Source organism: Thaumasiovibrio clandestinus (assembly GCF_047250365.1).
Classification (GTDB): domain Bacteria; phylum Pseudomonadota; class Gammaproteobacteria; order Enterobacterales; family Vibrionaceae; genus Thaumasiovibrio.
Map to the genome: position 1 here is coordinate 1 of NZ_JBLBVL010000027.1, position 20179 is coordinate 20179.

A 20179-nucleotide genomic window follows, 5' to 3' on the forward strand; every position below is an offset into this window, starting at 1 on the left:
ACATTAGCTCTATGGCAAGAGTTATTTGAACAAAAATGTTTTTTTTAGGCCTTTCGAACAAAAAGAGAGCAAAGAGCCTAAAAATAGTACATTTGTATGCCTGAGTTGCTAACTTGATACGATAAAATAGGAGTTGGTCAATGTTTCCCTGTGATAGCTAAGCGGCATACCGTTAAGATCTTGCACCTTCGCACCAGCGCTTTCTGCAATACATTGCCCTGCTGCAGTATCCCACATCATAGTAGGCGCTAAACGAGGGTAATATTGTGCCGCTCCTTCCGCCACCATACAGAATTTAAGTGATGAACCAGCAGAGACAAAAGTATGCTTGCCTATCTTCGCTAAAAAATCACTCATACCTTTACTCTTATGTGAGCGACTCCCAACAACCACTGGTGGTTTGTTTGAACGAGTATTGAGAAGCTTTACTCCTTCTCTCTCTTTTAACCATGCTTGTTGACCATTCGCATACCACGTTTTCTCTAGGGCAGGTGCAACAATAACGGATAGTTTTGGCTTTCCCATTTCGATCAAGGCTATGTTGACTGTAAATTCATCGTTATGCTGCAAAAATTCTTTCGTCCCATCAATAGGATCAACTAACCAAAATTGCGTCCAATGCTTACGCTCACACCATGGCGCATGCTTAGACTCTTCTGACAGTATTGGAATTTCTGGCTTCAAATCAATGAGCTTGTCGACAATGTAACGATTTGCCGCAATATCAGCCGCCGTTAACGGACTCGCATCCTGTTTATATTCGATCTCAACATTTTCATTGTAATAGCTAAGCACAACCTTCCCTGCCCGCTCCGCAATTTCTACAATGTGTTCTAATAAATCCTTCACTCTACGCCTACCACTTTCAACTTAACCAACTGGTCTAAGCATTGTTGCGCTAATTCTTCAATACTAGCCGAATCAGCACACAAGTGAATCTCAGGCTCCGTTGGTGCCTCATATTCAGAATCAATGCCTGTGAAGTGCTTGATTGCACCTGAACGTGCCTTTTTGTAAAGCCCTTTCGGGTCGCGCCTCTCACACTCCGCCAATGGTGTATCAACAAAGACTTCAATAAACTCTCCTTCCGGCATCAAATCACGTACTAGCTGACGCTCAACTCGATGGGGAGAGATAAAAGCCGACAATACAATTAGCCCTGCATCTGCCATCAATCTGGCGACTTCTCCAATGCGACGAATATTCTCTTGTCGTTCTGACGAAGAAAAGCCCAAGTCACGGCAAAGTCCATGGCGAATGTTGTCACCATCTAATAGGTAGGTATGCTGCCCACGCTCAACCAATAGCGCCTCTAGCGCACCAGCAATCGTTGATTTCCCTGCGCCAGAAAGACCAGTAAACCACAATACAACTGGTCGCTGATTTTTTTGCCTGCTACGCCGTTCTCTATCGATGGTATGCTTATGCCACACGATATTTGTATCTATTGAGTTAGTGCCTAATTGCGAACTCATCACATACTCCTTTCATTAAAATGGAAACAGGACAGGTACCAGCACCAACACCAGTGCTGAGTAAACAATGGAAATTGGTAATCCCACCCTGACGTAGTCCCTTATCTGATAATTTCCAACGCTGTACACTAGCAGATTGGTTTGATACCCATATGGAGAAATAAAGCTGGCACTTGCACCAAATAGCACCACCATAATAAAAGGCATTGGATCAACACCGTAAGCCAGCGCCAAGCTGTACCCGAAAGGGAACGATAACGCTGCTGCTGCGTTATTGGTGATCAATTCCGTAAATATCATGGTAAGAAAATAGGTCGCAATAAGTGCTCCGTACACCCCCCAACCGTTTAGCGATGTCACAAATAGATCCCCAACATGCGTCGATAGTCCAGAGCTCATCATTAACTGAGCAATAGTCAACGCTGAACCGACAATCATAATAATGTCGGTTGGGAAACGTCTTCTCAATTCGTTTAAATTGATAATACGGCTTGCCAGCATCAACAATAGAAAGCCTGTTAACCCTTTTATTATCGGAATGAGACCTAGCAAAGAAAGAATGATCACTGCAGCAAAGCCTAACAAAACCGCTGAACTTTTAGCGATATCCAACCGCGCACTCGAGTCAAGCCCATTAACAAGGACAAACTCACGACTGAACTGGTATTGAGTTGCTTGAAATGATTTCCCAGGAACGACTACCAATGTATCACCAGCACTTAGTTCGATATTGCCTAAGCCACCTTCTAGTCGCTCGTGTCCTCGACGAATCGCAACAACTACTGCATCAAATTTTTCACGAAAATGGACGCTCTTTAGTGTTTTGCCTCGAATTGACGCCGACTGGCTAACAATCAGCTCAAGTAAGTTTTGTCCGTTGATGTGATGGTGGCCAAATAGCTGTAGCCCTTTAATCTCCTGTAACGTGGTTACGCTCTCTACATCACCACAAAACAGCAGTACATCCCCTTTATTTAATCTTGTCTCCGGACAAACTGGGGCTATCTTCTCTTCTCCTCGGATAATCTCTGCTAAAAATAGACGCCGCAGCGCTCGCAAGCCATTCTCTACAACAGTTTTGCCTATTAACTGGGAGTCTGAGGTGACTTTGGCTTCTAAAAAGTAAGGTAGCTCATCATGCTGATGCTCATCATTTATCGGTAGCAAGTGACTTAATGGAATTAGAATCACCAAGCCGCCAAATAAGACCGCTAGCCCAACAACACTCGGCGCAAAAAAGCCAAGACTCGGCAGCCCTGCGTCCTCAACAAAACTGTTAATGATTAAGTTGGTCGACGTTCCTATCAAGGTTAGCGTTCCGCCAAGAATGGCCGCGTAGGATAGCGGCAACAATAGACGGGATGGTGCATGACGTTGATTGCGTTTGATAGCGCCAATTAAAGACAGCACAACGGCAGTGTTATTTGTAAATGAGGACAGGAATGCCGTTGAAAGCCCTAACTTCGCCACGACACTCGATTGCCCACCTCGGCTTATTTGATGGCCCACCCAAGAAATAAGCCGCGTTTTCTCAAGTGCAACAGATGCCAATATGAGCAACACCAAGGTTAATAGGGATGGGTTAGTAAAATTACCAGCGATCTCACTTAGCTCAATAAAGCCAAATTGAAACGCTGCTACCGCCCCACCAGCAAACAAAAATGCAGGCTTAATACGTGTTGCAAGCAAGCAAGTCACAATGACTATCAATAGTGCAAGGATCAATCCTTGCTCCCAACTTAACATCCTGGTGTCTCCTTACCCCCTAAATACTGGGATCCCAACTAGGGAAGTGCTTGTGAATCAACGCTTTTAACTCTTGCTCGAAAGCCTGCAATTTACCCTCTTTCGACACGCCTTTGGAGGCGCCTACGCCCCTAATCATACCTGCTCCCACAGTGACATTGTTCAGGCGGTCGATAACAATAAAACCTCCAGTGTCCTGAACATTCTGATAGCAATCAAACGCGATTGACTCAGTCAGCTCCCATTCACACAACCCAATACCGTTCAACGGCAACTCATTCGTATCGTAAGTTTCAAGGGTATTAATATTCACTTGATGCTGTATCGATGTCACGCTGCCAACCGTTTTCTTTCCCGCGACTTTAATATCGTATTGGCGTCCTGCTACCAACGGCTGTTCCGCCATCCATACAACATCAGCTAACAGTGTTTCACTTTGCAAAATATCATCATTGGCAGGGACAATTAGATCCCCTCGGCTAATATCAATCTCATCATTCAATGTCAGCGTGACAGCCTGTCCCGCATGGGCAATCGGTAGATCGCCATCAAAAGTAACAATACGCGATACCGTTGATACTTTTCCTGATGGTAATGCTTTCACCACATCCCCAACTTCCACACTTCCTCCAGCAAGGGTCCCGGCAAAACCACGAAAATCGAGATTGGGGCGACTCACATACTGTACTGGCAAACGAAATGCATGCGCTTTCTGCTCGCCTAATTGCACCGACTCAAGAATTTGCAGCAAAGTATCACCCTGATACCACGGGGTTTGAGGACTAACATCAACAACATTGTCTCCCTCCAATGCAGAGATTGGCACCAACTTAATATCAATGTCTTGGTTTAATTTCTCAGCAAACGCAAGATAGTCATCCCGTATGGATTCAAAACGTTGCTGCTCAAATTCAACCAAATCCATTTTATTTACTGCTACCACAAAGTGCTTAATGCCCAATAAGCTGGCGATATAGGAGTGGCGACGAGTTTGGTCCAATATCCCTTTACGGGCATCTATCAGTATCACCGCCACGTCACAGGTCGACGCCCCCGTCGCCATGTTACGCGTATACTGCTCATGCCCCGGCGTGTCGGCAATAATGAACTTACGCGCCTTAGTCGAGAAATACCGATAAGCTACATCAATGGTTATCCCCTGCTCTCGCTCTGCCTGCAAACCATCCACCAGTAGAGCCAGATCTGGCTTTTCACCTGTTGTGCCGACCTTTTGACTATCGGCACGAATTGCCGCCAGTTGATCTTCATAAATTTGCTGAGAGTCATGCAGTAAACGGCCGATTAAAGTACTTTTGCCATCATCCACAGAGCCGCACGTCAAAAAACGCAATAACGATTTGTTTTGATGTTGATCCAAGTAAGCCTCAATTCCTAATTCGGCGACTTGTTGTTCTATAACACTATTCATGCAGCTCTCCTTAGAAATAGCCCTGACGTTTTTTAAGCTCCATTGAGCCTGATTGATCATGATCAATCGCCCTTCCTTGACGCTCACTCGATGTTGCCACCAGCATCTCTTCGATAATGCTTGGTAACGTATCCGCTTTAGACTCAATCGCCCCCGTTAATGGGTAGCAGCCTAACGTACGGAAGCGAACGCATTTCTGTTGAATCTCCTCGCCTTGACGCAGCTCCATGCGATCATCATCAACCATAATCAACATGCCATCACGCTCAACGACTGGGCGCGGTTTGGATAGGTACAAGGGCACAATCTCAATACCTTCTAGATAGATGTATTGCCAAATATCTAGCTCCGTCCAGTTAGAAAGCGGGAAAACCCGAATGCTCTCGCCTTTATTGATTTGCCCGTTATAGGTATGCCACAGCTCCGGTCGCTGATTTTTAGGGTCCCACGTATGGTGCTTGTCACGGAACGAATAGACTCGCTCCTTGGCACGAGATTTCTCCTCATCTCGACGGGCCCCACCAAAGGCGGCATCGAAGCCATATTTATTCAGCGCCTGCTTTAAGCCCTGTGTTTTCATAATATCCGTGTGCTTGGAAGAGCCATGTGTAAATGGACCAACTCCCATCGCCAACCCTTCAGGGTTCTTGTGTACTAGCAATTCAAACCCATATTTTTTTGCCGTACGGTCACGAAACTCAATCATCTCTTTAAATTTCCAATCCGTATCAACGTGCAGCAACGGAAAGGGTATTTTCCCTGGATAAAAAGCTTTTCTGGCCAAATGCAACATCACTGATGAATCTTTGCCAATTGAGTACATCATTACCGGGTTATCAAACTCCGCCGCCACTTCACGGATTATGTGGATACTTTCCGCTTCTAGTTGCTTGAGGTGGGTTAATCGTTTTGCGTCCATCACACTCTCCATTGTTATTCTCCGGCCATCGTCGCTGTTGATTCATGGGTGGTTTGGCTTTGTCCAAACCACGCCAGCTTATCTGCCAGTCGTACTACCTCACCAACCACGATCAACGCCGGGGACTGGGCGTTTTCTGCTAGCGATGCTAACTCTGCAAGCTCGCCAATAAGTACTTTTTGTTGAGCCAATGTTCCATTTTCAATAATGGCCACAGGGGTATCGGGATTTCGTCCATACGCTATGAGTTGTGACTGGATATAACTCGACTTTATCAGCCCCATATAAATAACCAGCGTCTGGTTACCTCTTGCCAAGGTGGCCCACTCTAAATCATCACGTTCTGCTTTCAGATGACCCGTTATAAACATCGCACTCTGCGCGTGATCTCGGTGTGTCAGTGGAATGCCAGCATAGGCGGTTGCCCCCGCCGCCGCAGTAATACCCGGTACGACTTGAAATTCAATGCCCTTGTCAGATAACACTTCCAACTCCTCACCTCCTCGTCCGAAAATGAAAGAGTCTCCACCTTTAATACGCACGACGCGTTTCCCTTGCTGGGCATACTTAACGAGCAAGCGATTTGTTTCCTCTTGGGGCACGCTGTGATACCCCGCACGCTTGCCAACACAAATCATGGTGGCCCGCAATGGAAACAGCGCTAGAATTTGGTCTGAAACCAAATAGTCATACAGTACAATCTGGGCTTCTTGCATAAGCTGCACTGCGCGAATTGTTAGTAGTCCAGGGTCTCCAGGACCCGCGCCAATCAGAGCGACACTTCCCTTTGCCTGAGAGCGAAATGGAATCGACTTGATAAGTTGCTGAACAAATTGACGGATCTCCTCTTTTGCACTCACATCGGATATCGTCGGTTTGCCAACAAAACGTTGAACGGTTGAAAGGAGTGGCTGAAATTCCATATCTGTGCCTCTTCACTGAGAATGGAGACACTATAGAGTGCAGGTAATATGACCTGAAATTCTAAAATTTCATTTTTTATGCCTTTTAGTTTTAGTCGCGCCGATCTTATTCTCTCCAATAAACCCTATCCACCCAAAGCATTGATTTTTAATGAATTTAAAAATCAAGCGAAAAACATCGCTGATCTAATAGAAACAATAACGCATGAGTCATAACGGTTTGTTCTAACATCATCTGTACAAATGTAGCGACAAAGGGCAATGCCCTTCCCTTTCTGTCGCACAATTTGCTGCTAACCTGAATAGCGAATCCTCCACAAAACCATGAAGAGACACATGATGATGACTTATCGCTCAATACTGGCTATGAGCCTCGGTATCCCTTTTCTTGCCCAGTCAGCCACCCTCCAACTTAGAGTCATAGAAACCACCGACATCCATACCAATGTGATGGATTATGACTACTACCGTTCCACACCATCCGAACAGATTGGATTAGTAAGAGCAGCCAGCCTGATCGATGAGTTGCGTGCCGACGCAATAAACAGTGTTTTGGTAGATAATGGTGACCTGATTCAAGGCAGCCCTATGGGGGATTACATGGCAGCAAAAGGGCTGACAGACAACGAAATCCACCCGGTCTATAAAGTCATGAACAAAATGAATTATGATGTGGGCAATATTGGTAACCATGAATTCAACTTTGGACTCTCGTTTCTTGATCAGGCCATTGAGGGGGCCAATTTTCCTTATATCAGTGCCAATGTACGCCGAGCTGACAACGGTGAGTTCTACTTTTCCCCCTATCTTCTAAAAACCTACTCCATGTATGATGAAGACCAACAAGCGCATGACATCACAGTAGGTTATATCGGCTTTGTACCACCTCAAATCATGGTCTGGGATAAAAATAACCTGACTGGTCAGGTTATTGCTGATGACATATTAGAAAGCGCCAAGCAGCTCGTCCCCGAAATGAAAGCCGCAGGAGCGGATATCATCGTCGCGATTCCTCACTCTGGCATCTCAACCGACCCTTATCAGGTAATGGCGGAAAACTCTGTCTATTACCTGTCAGAAGTGAAAGGAATCGATGCCATTACCTTTGGCCATGCACATGCCGTTTTTCCTCATGAGGATTTTGCCGATATTCCCGGTATCGATGTTAGTAAGGGCACCATTAATGGCGTAGCCGCAGTAATGCCTGGGCGATGGGGGAGCCACGTGGGCAGCATTGATCTCACACTGGATAACAGTGAGGGTAACTGGGCAGTTGTCAGTAGCCAGTCAATCGCTCATCCCATCTTTGATGCCGGCAAAGCTGTCGTCAATGCAAAACCGGAACTGGTGGCAGCGGTTATGGACGATCACCAAGCGACCCAGCAGTTCGTCAACCAGCCGATCGGCAACGCTAGCGATGTCATGTACAGCTTTCTTGCTCTTGTCCAAGATGACCCTACCATTCAAATCGTCAACTTAGCGCAAATGGACTACGTTGAGCACTATATCCAAGGCGATCCCGATCTAGGAAATATTCCCGTGCTTAGCGCGGCGGCACCATTTAAAGCTGGGGGAAGAAAGAATGACCCCAATAATTTTACTGAAGTCGAAGCGGGGCAATTAACATTTCGTAATGCCGCCGACCTTTACCTTTATCCAAATACACTGGTGGTATTAAAAGTGACCGGCACGGAAGTCAAAGAGTGGCTAGAGTGCGCAGCAGGGCAGTTCAATCAAATCGACCCTCACTCCAGCGCTCCTCAAGCATTGATCAATTGGGAGGATTTTCGCACTTACAACTTCGATGTTATCGATGGCGTAAATTACACGATTGATGTCACTCAGCCTGCGCGTTATAACGCTGAATGCCAACTTATCAACGAAGAGTCCCAACGTATTAACGCCCTTACCTACCAAGGTAAGCCGATTGATTTATCACAAACCTTCTTAATTGCGACCAACAATTACCGTGCATTTAGTGCAACATTCCCAGGGACTGGGGATGATTACATTGCCTTTGAATCCCCAGATGAAAACCGCACCGTGTTAGCCAATTACATTTCAAAAGTAAGCCAAGAGCACGAGCAAGTGACCCCGACCGCCGATAATAACTGGCAATTTGCGTCGATCATTACCGAGACTAAACTTGATATTCGCTTTGAAACATCGCCGAGTGATAAAGCCAAAGCATTTATCGCCGAACATCAGCAATACCCAATGCACTTCATCGAAAAAGACGACATTGGCTTTGCCATCTATCAGATAAACCTCTCTGATAAAAATTAAACCCAGCTATTTATCTTTAACTTAGCCTATCTATAGCCACCAGCCGGTGGCTATTTTCTTGAAAGCACTGTTTTATTGTCGGCGAGTCGATAGAATAGCCGCCATAAACGTAAGGAGTCTTCGATGGAATGGAAAACACGCACCTTCTCGCAGCTAACAACGGCCGAGCTTTACCAGCTGATGCAGTTACGAGTCGATGTATTTGTTGTTGAGCAGCAATGCCCTTATCACGAGCTAGATGGGCACGACATGAATGAAAATGTCTTCCACTTACTGGGCTATCAAGACGGGAAACTAAGTGCTTATCTTCGCGTTCTTGATGCGGGAGTCACCTACGATAACGCCAGTATTGGCAGAGTTATTGTTGCGCCACATGCTCGTGGCCAGCAACTGGGGTTTCTACTCGTGCAAAAAGGCATAGAGATCGCTCAACAGCAGCTCAATACGAATGACATAAAAATTGGGGCGCAACATGCACTCGTTGATTTTTATGCCGCATTAGGGTTCAAAGCCAGCTCAGAGCCATACCTTGAAGATGGAATCCCTCACATAGATATGCAATTAACACTGAAGAAGCAGGAATGACATCACAAATTAACGATCGCTTCGAAAGAACGTACCATCAGCTAGGCGAACGTACATAACTGGCTCTTGGCTACCCCGCTCTATCTGTAACACATCAACATTACCGCTGTCTGTCTGCTTAAACCGTAAAATCTGCCCCGCCCGTACACGGCTTATCGGCTTGTCTTCCCCTTCGATAGCCGCGATGGCATACAGATCAGATAAAGGCAGTGCACGTTGGCGGAATATTTTAGCTAACGTTTCACCTTGCTGAATCTGATGCTTGCGCCACTCTGTCGATACCTCCGCCTGTTGGGGAGCTGGTTGAGTTTCAGTTTGACGAACCACGGGCGAAGATGGTGTCGCAACCTCTACCTGGAGCGGACGAATCGTTTGTTCTACTACCACAGGCGGCAGAGTAGACGCTTTCGATTCCACTTCCGGCAGTGCGATGCTAACTTGGCGTCGCTCTGTCGTTGACGGTGAGACATCTTGCTCTTTGCTAGGAAGTAGCCACAAAATCAATACAACAGGGATCAAAATGACCAACACCCGACGATGCAACAACGGAATACGCTCTGCTACGACATCCCAGGCATGCTGGAAATGTACATTACATCGCTTAATATACTGTCGCCCTTCCATACAAACATTGAAAGCCTTCGCCTTTAACGCCTGTCCGTCAAATTGCACTTGATTCGTCGGCTTGCGCCGCTTCGCCTGAGCCATCGCCAAAATCCCCTTCACTCCAGATGTCTTTCAGTATACCGTCCCTTACAGGGTAATGGTTATTTCTCTGTGAAAAATGAAGCTGTTGCAATAAAAAACGCAAAATACATCACTACAAGAGCAAACTAATTAGACGACAGAAAATAACAAAAGTTTACCCGATCCCCCGATTGCTGCTATGCTGCCCTCTTTCTCTTCCATCCAATTAAAAAAGAGTGAATTATGTTCGACGTAAAACTGGACACTGTTGAAACAAAAGCAAGCTACGGCATTGGTCTACAAATGGGTCAACAGCTAGCTCAAAGTGGCCTAGAAGGGCTAAACGTTGCAGCTATCGCTAAAGGAATCGCTACCTCACTAACTGGGGAAATGCCAGAAATCGAAGTGGATGAAATCAACAACGCACTACGTGACATTCATGCTCGTGCTGAAGAAGTTCGCAAAGAAGCTGCAAAAGTTGCTGCTGCTGATGGTGAAGCGTTCCTAGCAGACAACGCTCTGCGTGATGAAGTTACTGTTCTAGAATCTGGCCTACAGTATGAAGTTATCACTGAAGGTAACGGAGAAGTTCCAACTAGCGACAAGCAAGTACGTGTTCACTATCACGGCATGCTAACTGACGGCACAGTATTCGACAGCTCTGTAGAGCGTGGTCAACCAGCTGAGTTCCCTGTTACTGGCGTTATCGCTGGTTGGGTTGAAGCTCTACAGCTAATGCCTGTTGGTTCGAAGTGGAAACTATACATCCCACAAGACCTTGCTTATGGTGAGCGTGGCGCTGGTGCTGCAATCCCTCCATTTGCGGCACTTGTTTTTGAAGTTGAGCTTTTAGATATCCTATAAGCCCCACTCCAATAAGAAAACGGCACTACGGTGCCGTTTTTTGATCGCGTTAAGGCATTGTCGACTATCTTCACTATACGGTCTATCAGATTAATAAGGAGTGAAGATGACCCGTCTTTCTATATTTGCCCTTGCGCTTGGGCTATTTACCCTCAATACAACTCAGGCTTTTAGCTTGAGTGATCTCTTCGGCAGCAGTGACGAAGAAGAGACCACATCCGAAGTCAAACCTGTTACCGATACGACCACCGACCTACTCTCACAGGGCAGCGCCTTGCTAGTCAGTAGCGAAGCTCTTGATAACCCTCTGACTCGTTTGCTTACCGATCAACTCGACATTAACTCAACCCAGGCAGCAGGCGGTGCTGGCGCATTGTTAGCGCTAGCCAGTAGCAGCCTTGGCAGTGACGAGAGCAGCGAATTAACCAGTTTGATCCCTGGCATGGACCAGTTAACTGGCGCACTGCCAGGTAACCTAACCAGCATGTTGTCTGGTGCAGATGAACTCAGTGGTGTCATCAATACCTTTAACGCCCTAGGTATTGATCCAGCACTAATCAGTCAATTCACCCCCATCATATTGCAGTTCCTTGGAGACCAAGGTGCCAGCAACGGCCTACTTGATTCATTAAGCTCACTATGGACGCCGTCGCAATAACCTAAATCACAATAACCCAGCTAGCTAACTAAAAAGTAAAAAGGGAAGCCACGGCTTCCCTTTTTAATTAAAGTTTGCGCTTAATTAAATTCCTTCGCCATCCCCTTTCACATCATCTTCATGCAGGCCACATTCACGCTGCAGACCAAAGAAGCGCGTCTCCTGCTCTGTCATTCCAGGGCGCCACTTTTCCGTGGTATGCACATCGCCCACTGAGCGATAACCTTGCTCGTATAACGGATGTATCGGTAACTGGTGCAGATCTAGATAGTGATCTACTGCTTGCTGAGTCCAATCTATAATAGGTAAGAACTTAAACTGACCGTTTTTAATGGCCAAAATAGGCAGATTTGCCCGCGAGTCAGCCTGCTCTCGACGTAGGCCAGAAAACCACGTCCCCACATTCAACTCATCAAGGGCGCGCCGCATCGGCTCCACCTTGTTAATGCGATTGTAGTGCTTAATGCCATCTACGCCCTGTTGCCATAATTTACCGTAACGAGCTTCTTGCCATGCAGCGCTTTCGTGCGCCTGATATACATGCAAATTCAAATTTAACTGTTTCGTTAACTGATCGATAAACTGGTAAGTTTCAGGAAAAAGGTAGCCCGTATCGGTGAGAATAACTGGGATATCGGCTTTCACTGAGGTGACTAAATGCAGCATTAATGCCGCTTGAATACCAAAGCTCGAGGCGAGCGCAAACTCGCCTTGTAAGTTTTCAAGCGCCCACTCGACACGTTGCGTCGCTGACAATGCTTCAAGTTCACCGTTCACTTCAGCAAGAGTAAGAATTTGCTCTACCTTCGGTAAAGCTAGTAAATCAGCCAACTGATATTTAGGCATAAAAATCCCTCTTCGATACTTTCACTTCCGCGACAACCCCAACACGAATCACAAAGTCACCAAAGGCTTCATCTTCACTTCGTTCCACAGCCCAACGGCCGATTAAACCATCTAACTCATCGAGGATCTGTTGATCGGTAATGTTCTCTTTGTACATTTTCGGTACTCGAGTCCCAGCGCGGTTTCCACCAAGATGCAAGTTATAGCGCCCCGGCGCCTTGCCCACCAATCCAACTTCCGCCAACATGGCACGACCACAGCCATTCGGACATCCTGTCACCCGCAAGATAATATTATCGTCTTGAGGTAATTGGTGCTTCTCTAACAGTGCTTCTATATCCGTGACAAACTGCGGTAAAAAGCGTTCCGCTTCGGCCATCGCTAATGGGCAGGTTGGAAAGGCCACACACGCCATGGAGTTCTTACGCTGCTCGGAGGTATCGTCATTCAATAAGCCATGCTCTCGAGCAATTTTCTCTATCGTGGCTTTTTGTGCCGTTGCGACACCAGCGACAATAATGTTTTGATTTGCCGTCATACGGAAATCACCCTGATGAACCTTCGCGATCTCTGCCATGCCCGTCTTCAGTGGTTTACCGGGATAATCAAGCAAGCGGCCATTTTCAATAAACAGGGCAAGATGATGTTTGCCATCAATCCCTTCCACCCAGCCAATACGATCACCACGCGAGGTAAAGGCATAAGGCCGGCTAGCCTCAAACTGAATGCCAGCTCGCTTTTCAACTTCCGCTTTAAAGACATCAATGCCCACCCGATCCAAGGTATATTTCGTTTTGGCATTTTTACGGTTACTGCGGTTCCCCCAATCGCGTTGCGTACTCACCACCGCAGCGGCAACATCAAGTGTTTTCTGGAGCGGAATATAGCCGAAATCATCCGCTTTACGCGGGTATGTACTCGTGTCGCCATGAGTCATCGCAAGACCGCCACCAACAAGAACATTAAAGCCCACCAGCTTGCCATTATCGGCAATCGCGACAAAGTTCAAGTCGTTGGCGTGAACATCCACATCGTTCTGTGGTGGAATAACCACGGTCGTTTTAAATTTACGCGGCAGATAATTGTCACCGAGAATCGGTTCTTTATCTGTCCCTTCAACTTTTTCACCATCCAACCAAATCTCCGCATAAGCGCGGGTTTGCGGCAGTAGGTGTTCAGATATTTTCGCAGCCCACTCATACGCTTCTTGATGCAGCTCAGACTCCACCGGGTTGGACGTACACAGTACATTACGGTTTACATCTCCAGCGGTGGCGATTGAGTCGATACCAATACGATTTAGGGTTTGATGCATGAGCTTAATGTTCGGCTTCAATACCCCATGAAACTGGAACGTCTGTCGCGTCGTCAAACGGATACTGCCATACAGCGAATGTTCTTCGGCAAACTTATCGATAGCTAGCCACTGCTTGGGAGTGATAACCCCCCCCGGCATGCGGGCACGTAACATGACATTGTGTAATGGCTCTAGTTTCTGTTTAGCTCGCTCAGCTCGAATATCGCGGTCATCTTGTTGATACATGCCGTGAAAGCGGATCAACTGAAAATTATCGCCATTAAACCCGCCAGTGATACGATCTTGAAGATCGTGCTCGATCGTCCCGCGTAAGTGGCGGCTCTGGGCTTTAAGGCGCTCATTGTCAGACAGTGGCCCAAGCACCTCACCTAATACTATTTGTTTACTCATTAGTACACATCCTTTTGATAGCGCTTGGCTTTTCTTAATTCACTTAAATACGCTTCTGCCTGCTCTCGGCTTTTGCCGCCATGTTGCTCAACCACAGTCAATAACGCATCATGTACATCTTTTGCCATCTGGCTCGCATCACCACAGACATAAAGATAAGCGCCATCCTCAATCCAACGCCACACCTGTTTCGCCTGCTCTAGAATGCGATGCTGTACATAGACCTTTTCCGCTTGGTCGCGGCTAAATGCCACATCGAGTTGATTCAACACTCCTGACTTTAAGTATTTCTGCCATTCGACTTGATAGAGGAAATCTTCGGTAAAGGTGCGATCACCGAAAAATAACCAGTTTTTTCCCGTGGCTCCACGGTTATCGCGCTCTTGAAGAAAGCTGCGGAATGGGGCGATACCAGTGCCTGGGCCAATCATGATCACTGGAGCGTTATCATCTTGTGGCAACTTGAAATTTTGGTTGTGCTCAACAAAGACATTGACTTTTTGCCCTTCCTCTAGCCGATGAGATAAGAAAGAGGATGCGCCCCCAAAGCGAGCTTGCTCACCTCGGCTAAATTCCACCACGCCGACAGTCAGGTGCACTTCGTTGTCAACTTCGGCTTGACTCGATGCGATCGAATAGAGCCGCGGCGTTAACTTACGCAATAAACCAATCAGCTGATCTGCTGTCAGGGTGGTTTTTTTCTCCCCTAACACATCCAATACCTGCGTATTGTTCGCGTAGGCGCGCAGCTTGTCAGGCTCACTCGTTAATTTCTGCAGCTTCTTACTGTCCGACAATTGCGCATATTGCATCACCAGTTGAGGATTCGCTGACGTGATTTCAAACTTCTTAATCAAGGCTTGTCGTAATGTATAACTCACCCCATCAATCATCACATCTTCATTACCGGTGAGCCCGACTTTCACTAATATTGCCTCTACCAACGCAGGGTCATTTTGATACCACACCCCTAGCGCATCACCAGGCTGATATGTTAACCCTGAGCCGTCTAGATCAATCTCAATATGGCGCACATCTTTCTGTGATTGGCGACCGGTTATTTTCTGACTAATCAGAAATTCCGCCTCAAATGGGTTCTGTTTATTAAACAGAGACGGCGCTGCAACACTCTGCCCTAGCGGCAAAGAAACAACCTCTGCCTGCGATGAGACTAAGGCTTCACTTAAATAGCTAACAGCGGTTGTTCTCCACTCCGCCGCTACTTGGTCGTAATCGACATCACAATCAAGGCGGGGCTGGAAAGCTGTCGCACCTAACTTAGATAAGTAACTGTCGAAATCTTTTCCTGTCTGGCAAAAGAACTCATAACTAGAATCGCCTAGGCCAATTACGGCATACTTCAAATGCGTAAGCTTAGGCGCTTTTTTCGACTGCAAAAACTCATGCAGTTCAATCGCATTATCTGGCGCTTCTCCTTCACCATTGGTCGATGCCACAATCACGACATACTGTTCTTTTGCGAGCTGCTTACCTTTGTAGTCATCGGCGGAGAATAACGCAACGTCAATACCTGCGGCGACAGCTTCACTTTTTAGCTGCTCTGCCACTCCTTTAGCATTTCCGGTTTGCGAGGCATAAATAATCGTTAATTTCCCTGCGGGTGCAGATGCAACGGCAGCAATAGGCGAAAAATTTGGCTGCCCAGGCGACTTACCGACAGATGGTGTTTGACTTAATCCCCAAAAATACCCACTAACCCAAGCTAATTGCTGTGGCGTAAGTTCGGCGATGGTTTGTTGTAACTGACCTAATTGTTGGTCATTAACTGGGCTAGCTAAAGCCGATAGTTCCTTTGGTAACATGACACGACGATCCCTATTCACTGTGTGATGATAGAGTAGCCATTTCACCAAATAACAAGAAAGAATAGATAAGCATGTTTTATAACCGTTTGTTTGGTTTCTACGGTTTTATGCTAACTAATGGGGAGGTTAAAAGTCATCGGCAATACGTACTTGTTGAAAGCCGACCGCAAGGGCATATTCCGTGGCTTGATCAATATCACTGTAGCATTCCTCAACTCCAGCAGCATCCGTGAGCAACACAAAGCCACCACGACGATGGCGAAATTCAACGATCCAGCCATCCTGTCGCAACGACGGCTCTATCACGGCTTCAACCAAATCATGCGTAATGTAGAGCTTTTGTAATTCCGTTAACGTCATATCAAGCCCTGTAGTTTATTGACCTGATATAAATGTGGTTCAGAGATGACATTTAGGCAATAAAAAAGCCACAATCAATGTGGCTTTCAGGCTTTATCTCGACGTTTAGAAGCTGAACTCAACCCCAGCAAACCAGCCATGTGATTCACTCTCGCCGTTGCCTTCAACCCACTCAAAGTCGTAGTCCATCATGCGGTACCCGCCGCGAATTCTCACTTCGCTTCCCATCGTAGCAAAGGCATACATCAACCCCGCTTGGCCATCAACAACACTGGTGTTGTTGATATTGCTAAATTGCAGGTCAGTAAAAATGATAAAGTCTGAGGCCGGTACACCAATTTCTACATTGCCGTAAAGGCTCGGATGCCATTTATCAAAACCTTGTGCCGTCTGAGGCGTATTGCTAAGCTGCCCCTGGCCAAAGTGACTCATGGTCAATCCCAAGTCAAACGTCATCACCCCGTTGTCTAGCATCTGATAGTAACCAGTAATATCGGTCTGCTTAAATTCAAGGTCTCGCGTATCAACATTGGTCTGACGAAGGCGTAAATTTGGCACCAAGGGGAAAAAATGCTCAACCGCAACATAGTAAGACCCCGTCGTGTCATCACTCGACGAGTTGTTCTCGACCTTACTGTTCAAATGCCAGACATCAGCACCCAGCTTAATTCCTAACGTGTCGGCATGTACTGGTAATGCCATCGCTAACAGCAATAGCGGCAACGTGATGTTCTTCATTGTTTCTCTCCCAACCAAGTTGAGCGCGACTATACCAAAAGGACATCAACATGACTAACACCACGATAGTCTATCCACATAAAAATGACACTCGCTACTCCCAATCACGGTGCTGGTAGCGACGAGATGATACATCATCCTTTGGATCGGGACGAACCAGCCATACCACAATGCCAACTACCAGCAACCAAGGCAATAGCTTAAATAGAATGCCCAGCATGCCAAATAGCATCATAACAACAAAGCCAGCCATTAGTGCCAGCATCACGCTCATCATGCCGACACCAGCCAACACCAGCACAGCAGCAAATACCAATACAAACAGTAACTCAACCATTTCACTCTCCACGCTCATTTTTGCCGTCTACGGCAACTCATAAGGTATGAGTAAACAATGTTCGTGCCAATATTTAAATGACTGAATTTTAAAGGATATAAAAAAAGGCTCACGAGTGAAAAACGTGAGCCTTCGTCAAATTTATCAACGGATGGTAAAATTAAACATCCAGTTCAGCCGGAATCTTAGCAAGTGCGGCCTGCAACACTTCGACACCCGAGCCTGGCTTATGCGCATTTTCGCTGATATAACGACGCCACTGGCGTGCTCCAGGCATACTTTGAAACAGACCCAACATATGACGAGTAATATGGCCTAAATAGCTTCCTTTCGATAACTGCTCTTCAATGTATGGGTACATCGCTTCGACAATGGCGCGACGCTTCATCACTTCACGCTGATCTCCAAACAAGCGTTGGTCGACTTCAGCCATCAAATACGGGCTTTGATAGGCTTCACGGCCAATCATCACGCCGTCCAAGTGCTTCAAATGCTCCAACGCCTCATCCAGCGATTTTACTCCGCCATTCAGCGCCAACGTTAAATGTGGGAAGTCTTTTTTCAACTGGTAAACACGCGGATAATCCAATGGTGGGATTTCACGGTTCTCTTTCGGACTTAATCCACTTAACCATGCTTTACGGGCGTGGATGGTAAACATATCAACGCCGCCTTTTTCATGCACATGACCAACAAAGTCGGTTAAGAACTGATAAGAGTCTTGATCATCGATACCGATACGGGTTTTAACCGTTACCGGAATATCAACCACCTCGCGCATTGCTGACACGCACTGTGCTACTAGCTCTGCCTCTCCCATTAGGCACGCACCAAAGCGACCATTTTGCACGCGATCTGACGGGCAACCCACATTAAGGTTAACTTCATCATAGCCACGTTCAGCGGCTAACTTAGCACAATGGGCAAGATCGGCGGGATTAGAGCCCCCCAATTGCAGTGCCAGTGGATGCTCTTCCTCGTTATAAGCAAGGAAATCACCTTTGCCATGGATAATTGCGCCGGTTGTAACCATTTCGGTATATAACAACGCCTCTTTACTCATCAGGCGGTGGAAATAGCGACAATGGCGATCAGTCCAATCGAGCATGGGTGCGACGCTGAATCGCTGCATTGGGTATTTCGGGGATTCCTCAGTATTTACTGAGTCTTGTGAAGTATTTATCATGCGTCGCAATTACCTATGATTTCTTTGAATAGCCTACAAAATCGAACTACAGTACCCCTATGAGTACCCCTCAAGGAGTAGGACAAATGGCATCTTTTTCTATAGAAAAGCGCACTCTGAAAAGTGGCGAGTCTCGATTTAAAGCTACAGTATTCGTAAAGTCTAAGGGCAGGATTATACACCGAGAAAGCAAGACGTTTAAGAAGCAAGCGCATGCAACTACGTGGGGAAAGAGAAAAGTCCACGACATCGAAGAAAAAGGTGTTAACTTTTCGGAAGTTACCACTATCGGTGAGTTGCTAGATAATTTCATTGCTGAATCTGATTTATGGGATAACACAGGCAGAACCAAGCAATATGTCATCAAACTATTACGCGATTGCGACATTTCAAATATAGAAACAAATGCACTCACTACCAAAGATCTAATCACTCACTGTCAGAACAGACGTAATTCAGGTACAGGGCCAGCAACCATATACCACGACGTCGCTTACCTACGTAGCGTAATGAAAAGGGCAAAACCCATTTTCAACATCGATGCAAACTACCAAGTATTCGAAGAAGCGGTTCCTGTGCTTATCGACATGAAATTAGTAGGGAAAAGCCAGAAAAGAACCCGCCGACCAACCGGAAACGAACTCGAAAAGCTGCGAGGGGGACTGAAATTACGCGAGGGGTACCGAACAAATGGCGTAACTCGAATCCCTTATATCGATATTCTGGACTTTTCTATTCTGACTTGCATGCGCATCGGTGAGGTGTGCAACCTACGATGGGAAGACCTAAACAAAGAGCATAAGACGATCACTGTCAGGAACCGCAAAGACCCACGCAAGAAAGAAGGCAACCATATGATCGTCCCTTTGCTTGGGGAGTCATTTGACATTGTGATGAAGCAAAACAAGAAAGGTGACCGCATATTCCCCTATAACTCAAAATCAGTCACAGCAGGATTTCAGCGAGTACGAAACGGGTTAGGTATTGAAGATTTACGCTATCACGACTTGAGACGAGAAGGGGCAAGCCGTTTATTCGAAAAGGGTTACTCTATTGAAGAAGTTGCTCAGGTGACGGGACATCGAAGTTTAAATGTACTTTGGCAGGTATACACACAGCTGTTCCCGCATAAGTTGCACAGAAAACAAGAGGGCACATAATGCGCCCTAATCTGTAACGAACGTTTTTTTAATCAATGACACGATAGCAAATACCGCCACACCTGCGGCGACTTGCCATGCGAACTTCTTCACTGTCATCGTTTAGCCTTCGACTTAACCACACGGCCACCTTTGGCATAGCGATAGCCCTTTTTGAGTCGTCCGGTTTTGCTGTTTACGCCCTTGGCGGTACGCTTGCGTTTGTTAGCCATAGTTAATCCTTTATTGTCAGTTGTTTATCTATTTTGAAGCAGTACAAGGCTGTTTTGTACAACCCCCATGTGTTACCGCATATCATTAAAAAAAGCAGCACATCCGGTGCGGAAAAACCCAATGCGAGTAAACTTGTTGTGGCGGCTTGTTCCATGCAAGCCCCCTACTTTCGTTCATTTCGCAGCGTGTCCCAAATACCCACACCCAAGGCGACGAACGCGGGGATCGCTCCG

Annotated in this window: 20 protein-coding genes; 5 read left to right on the forward strand and 15 right to left on the reverse strand. The window is 46.5% G+C overall.

Translation table 11 applies throughout. The annotated features are described in order from the left end of the window. Positions 1 to 108: 108 nt before the first annotated feature. From cysQ to cobA, 6 genes are read right to left on the reverse strand one after another with little or no spacing between them, the layout of a single operon-like run. A complete protein-coding gene (gene cysQ / locus ACKLNH_RS19770) occupies positions 109 to 849 on the reverse strand; it encodes a 3'(2'),5'-bisphosphate nucleotidase CysQ (protein ID WP_413113989.1) in 741 nt (246 codons plus the stop codon). Further along, positions 846 to 1475, reverse strand: a complete 630-nt coding sequence (cysC, locus tag ACKLNH_RS19775; RefSeq protein ID WP_413113990.1) for an adenylyl-sulfate kinase — start codon at positions 1473 to 1475, stop codon at positions 846 to 848. Before cysC ends, cysQ begins: the two co-directional genes overlap by 4 nt. 15 nt (positions 1476 to 1490) lie before the next feature. Continuing rightward, on the reverse strand, positions 1491 to 3221 hold the full coding sequence (locus ACKLNH_RS19780) for an SLC13 family permease (RefSeq protein ID WP_413113991.1): 1731 nt from the start codon (positions 3219 to 3221) through the stop codon (positions 1491 to 1493). Between the two features lie 19 nt (positions 3222 to 3240). Further along, positions 3241 to 4650, reverse strand: coding sequence for a sulfate adenylyltransferase subunit CysN (gene cysN, locus ACKLNH_RS19785; RefSeq protein WP_413113992.1), 1410 nt, complete (start codon positions 4648 to 4650; stop codon positions 3241 to 3243). 10 nt (positions 4651 to 4660) lie between these two features. Next, positions 4661 to 5569: a sulfate adenylyltransferase subunit CysD gene (cysD, locus tag ACKLNH_RS19790; protein ID WP_413113993.1), complete on the reverse strand. Its 909-nt coding sequence runs from the start codon at positions 5567 to 5569 to the stop codon at positions 4661 to 4663. Positions 5570 to 5583: 14 nt separating this feature from the next. Beyond that, positions 5584 to 6492, reverse strand: a complete 909-nt coding sequence (cobA, locus tag ACKLNH_RS19795; RefSeq protein ID WP_413113994.1) for a uroporphyrinogen-III C-methyltransferase — start codon at positions 6490 to 6492, stop codon at positions 5584 to 5586. A 342-nt stretch (positions 6493 to 6834) separates the two neighbouring features. Between cobA and ACKLNH_RS19800 the strand changes: the two genes are divergently transcribed. After that, positions 6835 to 8778, forward strand: a complete 1944-nt coding sequence (locus tag ACKLNH_RS19800) for a bifunctional 2',3'-cyclic-nucleotide 2'-phosphodiesterase/3'-nucleotidase (protein ID WP_413114008.1) — start codon at positions 6835 to 6837, stop codon at positions 8776 to 8778. Between the two features lie 123 nt (positions 8779 to 8901). After that, the gene (locus ACKLNH_RS19805; protein ID WP_413113995.1) at positions 8902 to 9363 is read left to right on the forward strand and encodes a GNAT family N-acetyltransferase; all 462 of its coding nucleotides are present in this window, start codon (positions 8902 to 8904) and stop codon (positions 9361 to 9363) included. Positions 9364 to 9372: 9 nt separating this feature from the next. Here the strand turns inward: ACKLNH_RS19805 and ACKLNH_RS19810 are convergent, their stop codons facing one another. Beyond that, positions 9373 to 10071: a LysM-like peptidoglycan-binding domain-containing protein gene (locus ACKLNH_RS19810; protein ID WP_413113996.1), complete on the reverse strand. Its 699-nt coding sequence runs from the start codon at positions 10069 to 10071 to the stop codon at positions 9373 to 9375. A gap of 222 nt (positions 10072 to 10293) precedes the next feature. Between ACKLNH_RS19810 and bamJ the strand changes: the two genes are divergently transcribed. Both bamJ and ACKLNH_RS19820 read left to right on the forward strand, forming a co-directional pair. Then, a complete protein-coding gene (gene bamJ, locus ACKLNH_RS19815; RefSeq protein WP_413113997.1) occupies positions 10294 to 10914 on the forward strand; it encodes a BamJ family beta-barrel-assembly machinery protein in 621 nt (206 codons plus the stop codon). Between the two features lie 106 nt (positions 10915 to 11020). Then, complete coding sequence (locus ACKLNH_RS19820) at positions 11021 to 11572, forward strand: DUF2780 domain-containing protein (RefSeq protein WP_413113998.1); 552 nt, start codon at positions 11021 to 11023, stop codon at positions 11570 to 11572. An 84-nt stretch (positions 11573 to 11656) separates the two neighbouring features. Here the strand turns inward: ACKLNH_RS19820 and ACKLNH_RS19825 are convergent, their stop codons facing one another. The 7 genes from ACKLNH_RS19825 to dusA all read right to left on the reverse strand — a co-directional run bounded on the left by ACKLNH_RS19825 (position 11657) and on the right by dusA (position 18573). Continuing rightward, positions 11657 to 12418 carry a phosphoadenylyl-sulfate reductase gene (locus ACKLNH_RS19825; protein WP_413113999.1) on the reverse strand — a complete coding sequence of 254 codons (762 nt, stop codon included), beginning with the start codon at positions 12416 to 12418 and terminating at the stop codon, positions 11657 to 11659. Beyond that, entirely contained in the window at positions 12411 to 14126 is a 1716-nt protein-coding gene (gene cysI / locus ACKLNH_RS19830) for an assimilatory sulfite reductase (NADPH) hemoprotein subunit (RefSeq protein ID WP_413114000.1), read from the reverse strand. Before cysI ends, ACKLNH_RS19825 begins: the two co-directional genes overlap by 8 nt. Next, positions 14126 to 15949 carry an assimilatory sulfite reductase (NADPH) flavoprotein subunit gene (locus ACKLNH_RS19835; RefSeq protein WP_413114001.1) on the reverse strand — a complete coding sequence of 608 codons (1824 nt, stop codon included), beginning with the start codon at positions 15947 to 15949 and terminating at the stop codon, positions 14126 to 14128. Before ACKLNH_RS19835 ends, cysI begins: the two co-directional genes overlap by 1 nt. 129 nt (positions 15950 to 16078) lie before the next feature. Beyond that, positions 16079 to 16312, reverse strand: a complete 234-nt coding sequence (locus ACKLNH_RS19840) for a thymidylate kinase (RefSeq protein WP_413114002.1) — start codon at positions 16310 to 16312, stop codon at positions 16079 to 16081. A 105-nt stretch (positions 16313 to 16417) separates the two neighbouring features. Next, complete coding sequence (locus ACKLNH_RS19845) at positions 16418 to 17050, reverse strand: TIGR04219 family outer membrane beta-barrel protein (RefSeq protein WP_413114003.1); 633 nt, start codon at positions 17048 to 17050, stop codon at positions 16418 to 16420. 94 nt (positions 17051 to 17144) lie between these two features. Further along, positions 17145 to 17387: an envelope stress response protein PspG gene (gene pspG / locus ACKLNH_RS19850; protein ID WP_413114004.1), complete on the reverse strand. Its 243-nt coding sequence runs from the start codon at positions 17385 to 17387 to the stop codon at positions 17145 to 17147. Between the two features lie 160 nt (positions 17388 to 17547). After that, entirely contained in the window at positions 17548 to 18573 is a 1026-nt protein-coding gene (gene dusA, locus ACKLNH_RS19855; protein ID WP_413114005.1) for a tRNA dihydrouridine(20/20a) synthase DusA, read from the reverse strand. Between the two features lie 86 nt (positions 18574 to 18659). Here dusA and ACKLNH_RS19860 point away from each other — a divergent pair, with 86 nt between their 5' ends. After that, complete coding sequence (locus ACKLNH_RS19860; protein ID WP_413114006.1) at positions 18660 to 19733, forward strand: site-specific integrase; 1074 nt, start codon at positions 18660 to 18662, stop codon at positions 19731 to 19733. A gap of 214 nt (positions 19734 to 19947) precedes the next feature. Here ACKLNH_RS19860 and ACKLNH_RS19865 read toward each other — a convergent pair whose 3' ends face one another. Then, positions 19948 to 20100, reverse strand: a complete 153-nt coding sequence (locus ACKLNH_RS19865) for a hypothetical protein (RefSeq protein WP_413114007.1) — start codon at positions 20098 to 20100, stop codon at positions 19948 to 19950. Between the last annotated feature and the right edge of the window lie 79 nt (positions 20101 to 20179).

Coding starts and splice junctions, on each gene's coding strand:
- cysC (WP_413113990.1), bottom strand. CDS start 1,475: ATGAGTTCGCAATTAGGCACTAACTCAATAGATACAAATATCGTGTGG.
- ACKLNH_RS19780 (WP_413113991.1), bottom strand. CDS start 3,221: ATGTTAAGTTGGGAGCAAGGATTGATCCTTGCACTATTGATAGTCATT.
- cysN (WP_413113992.1), bottom strand. CDS start 4,650: ATGAATAGTGTTATAGAACAACAAGTCGCCGAATTAGGAATTGAGGCT.
- cysD (WP_413113993.1), bottom strand. CDS start 5,569: ATGGACGCAAAACGATTAACCCACCTCAAGCAACTAGAAGCGGAAAGT.
- cobA (WP_413113994.1), bottom strand. CDS start 6,492: ATGGAATTTCAGCCACTCCTTTCAACCGTTCAACGTTTTGTTGGCAAA.
- ACKLNH_RS19800 (WP_413114008.1), top strand. CDS start 6,835: ATGACTTATCGCTCAATACTGGCTATGAGCCTCGGTATCCCTTTTCTT.
- ACKLNH_RS19805 (WP_413113995.1), top strand. CDS start 8,902: ATGGAATGGAAAACACGCACCTTCTCGCAGCTAACAACGGCCGAGCTT.
- ACKLNH_RS19810 (WP_413113996.1), bottom strand. CDS start 10,071: ATGGCTCAGGCGAAGCGGCGCAAGCCGACGAATCAAGTGCAATTTGAC.
- bamJ (WP_413113997.1), top strand. CDS start 10,294: ATGTTCGACGTAAAACTGGACACTGTTGAAACAAAAGCAAGCTACGGC.
- ACKLNH_RS19820 (WP_413113998.1), top strand. CDS start 11,021: ATGACCCGTCTTTCTATATTTGCCCTTGCGCTTGGGCTATTTACCCTC.
- ACKLNH_RS19825 (WP_413113999.1), bottom strand. CDS start 12,418: ATGCCTAAATATCAGTTGGCTGATTTACTAGCTTTACCGAAGGTAGAG.
- cysI (WP_413114000.1), bottom strand. CDS start 14,126: ATGAGTAAACAAATAGTATTAGGTGAGGTGCTTGGGCCACTGTCTGAC.
- ACKLNH_RS19835 (WP_413114001.1), bottom strand. CDS start 15,949: ATGTTACCAAAGGAACTATCGGCTTTAGCTAGCCCAGTTAATGACCAA.
- ACKLNH_RS19840 (WP_413114002.1), bottom strand. CDS start 16,312: ATGACGTTAACGGAATTACAAAAGCTCTACATTACGCATGATTTGGTT.
- ACKLNH_RS19845 (WP_413114003.1), bottom strand. CDS start 17,050: ATGAAGAACATCACGTTGCCGCTATTGCTGTTAGCGATGGCATTACCA.
- pspG (WP_413114004.1), bottom strand. CDS start 17,387: ATGGTTGAGTTACTGTTTGTATTGGTATTTGCTGCTGTGCTGGTGTTG.
- dusA (WP_413114005.1), bottom strand. CDS start 18,573: ATGATAAATACTTCACAAGACTCAGTAAATACTGAGGAATCCCCGAAA.
- ACKLNH_RS19860 (WP_413114006.1), top strand. CDS start 18,660: ATGGCATCTTTTTCTATAGAAAAGCGCACTCTGAAAAGTGGCGAGTCT.
- ACKLNH_RS19865 (WP_413114007.1), bottom strand. CDS start 20,100: ATGGAACAAGCCGCCACAACAAGTTTACTCGCATTGGGTTTTTCCGCA.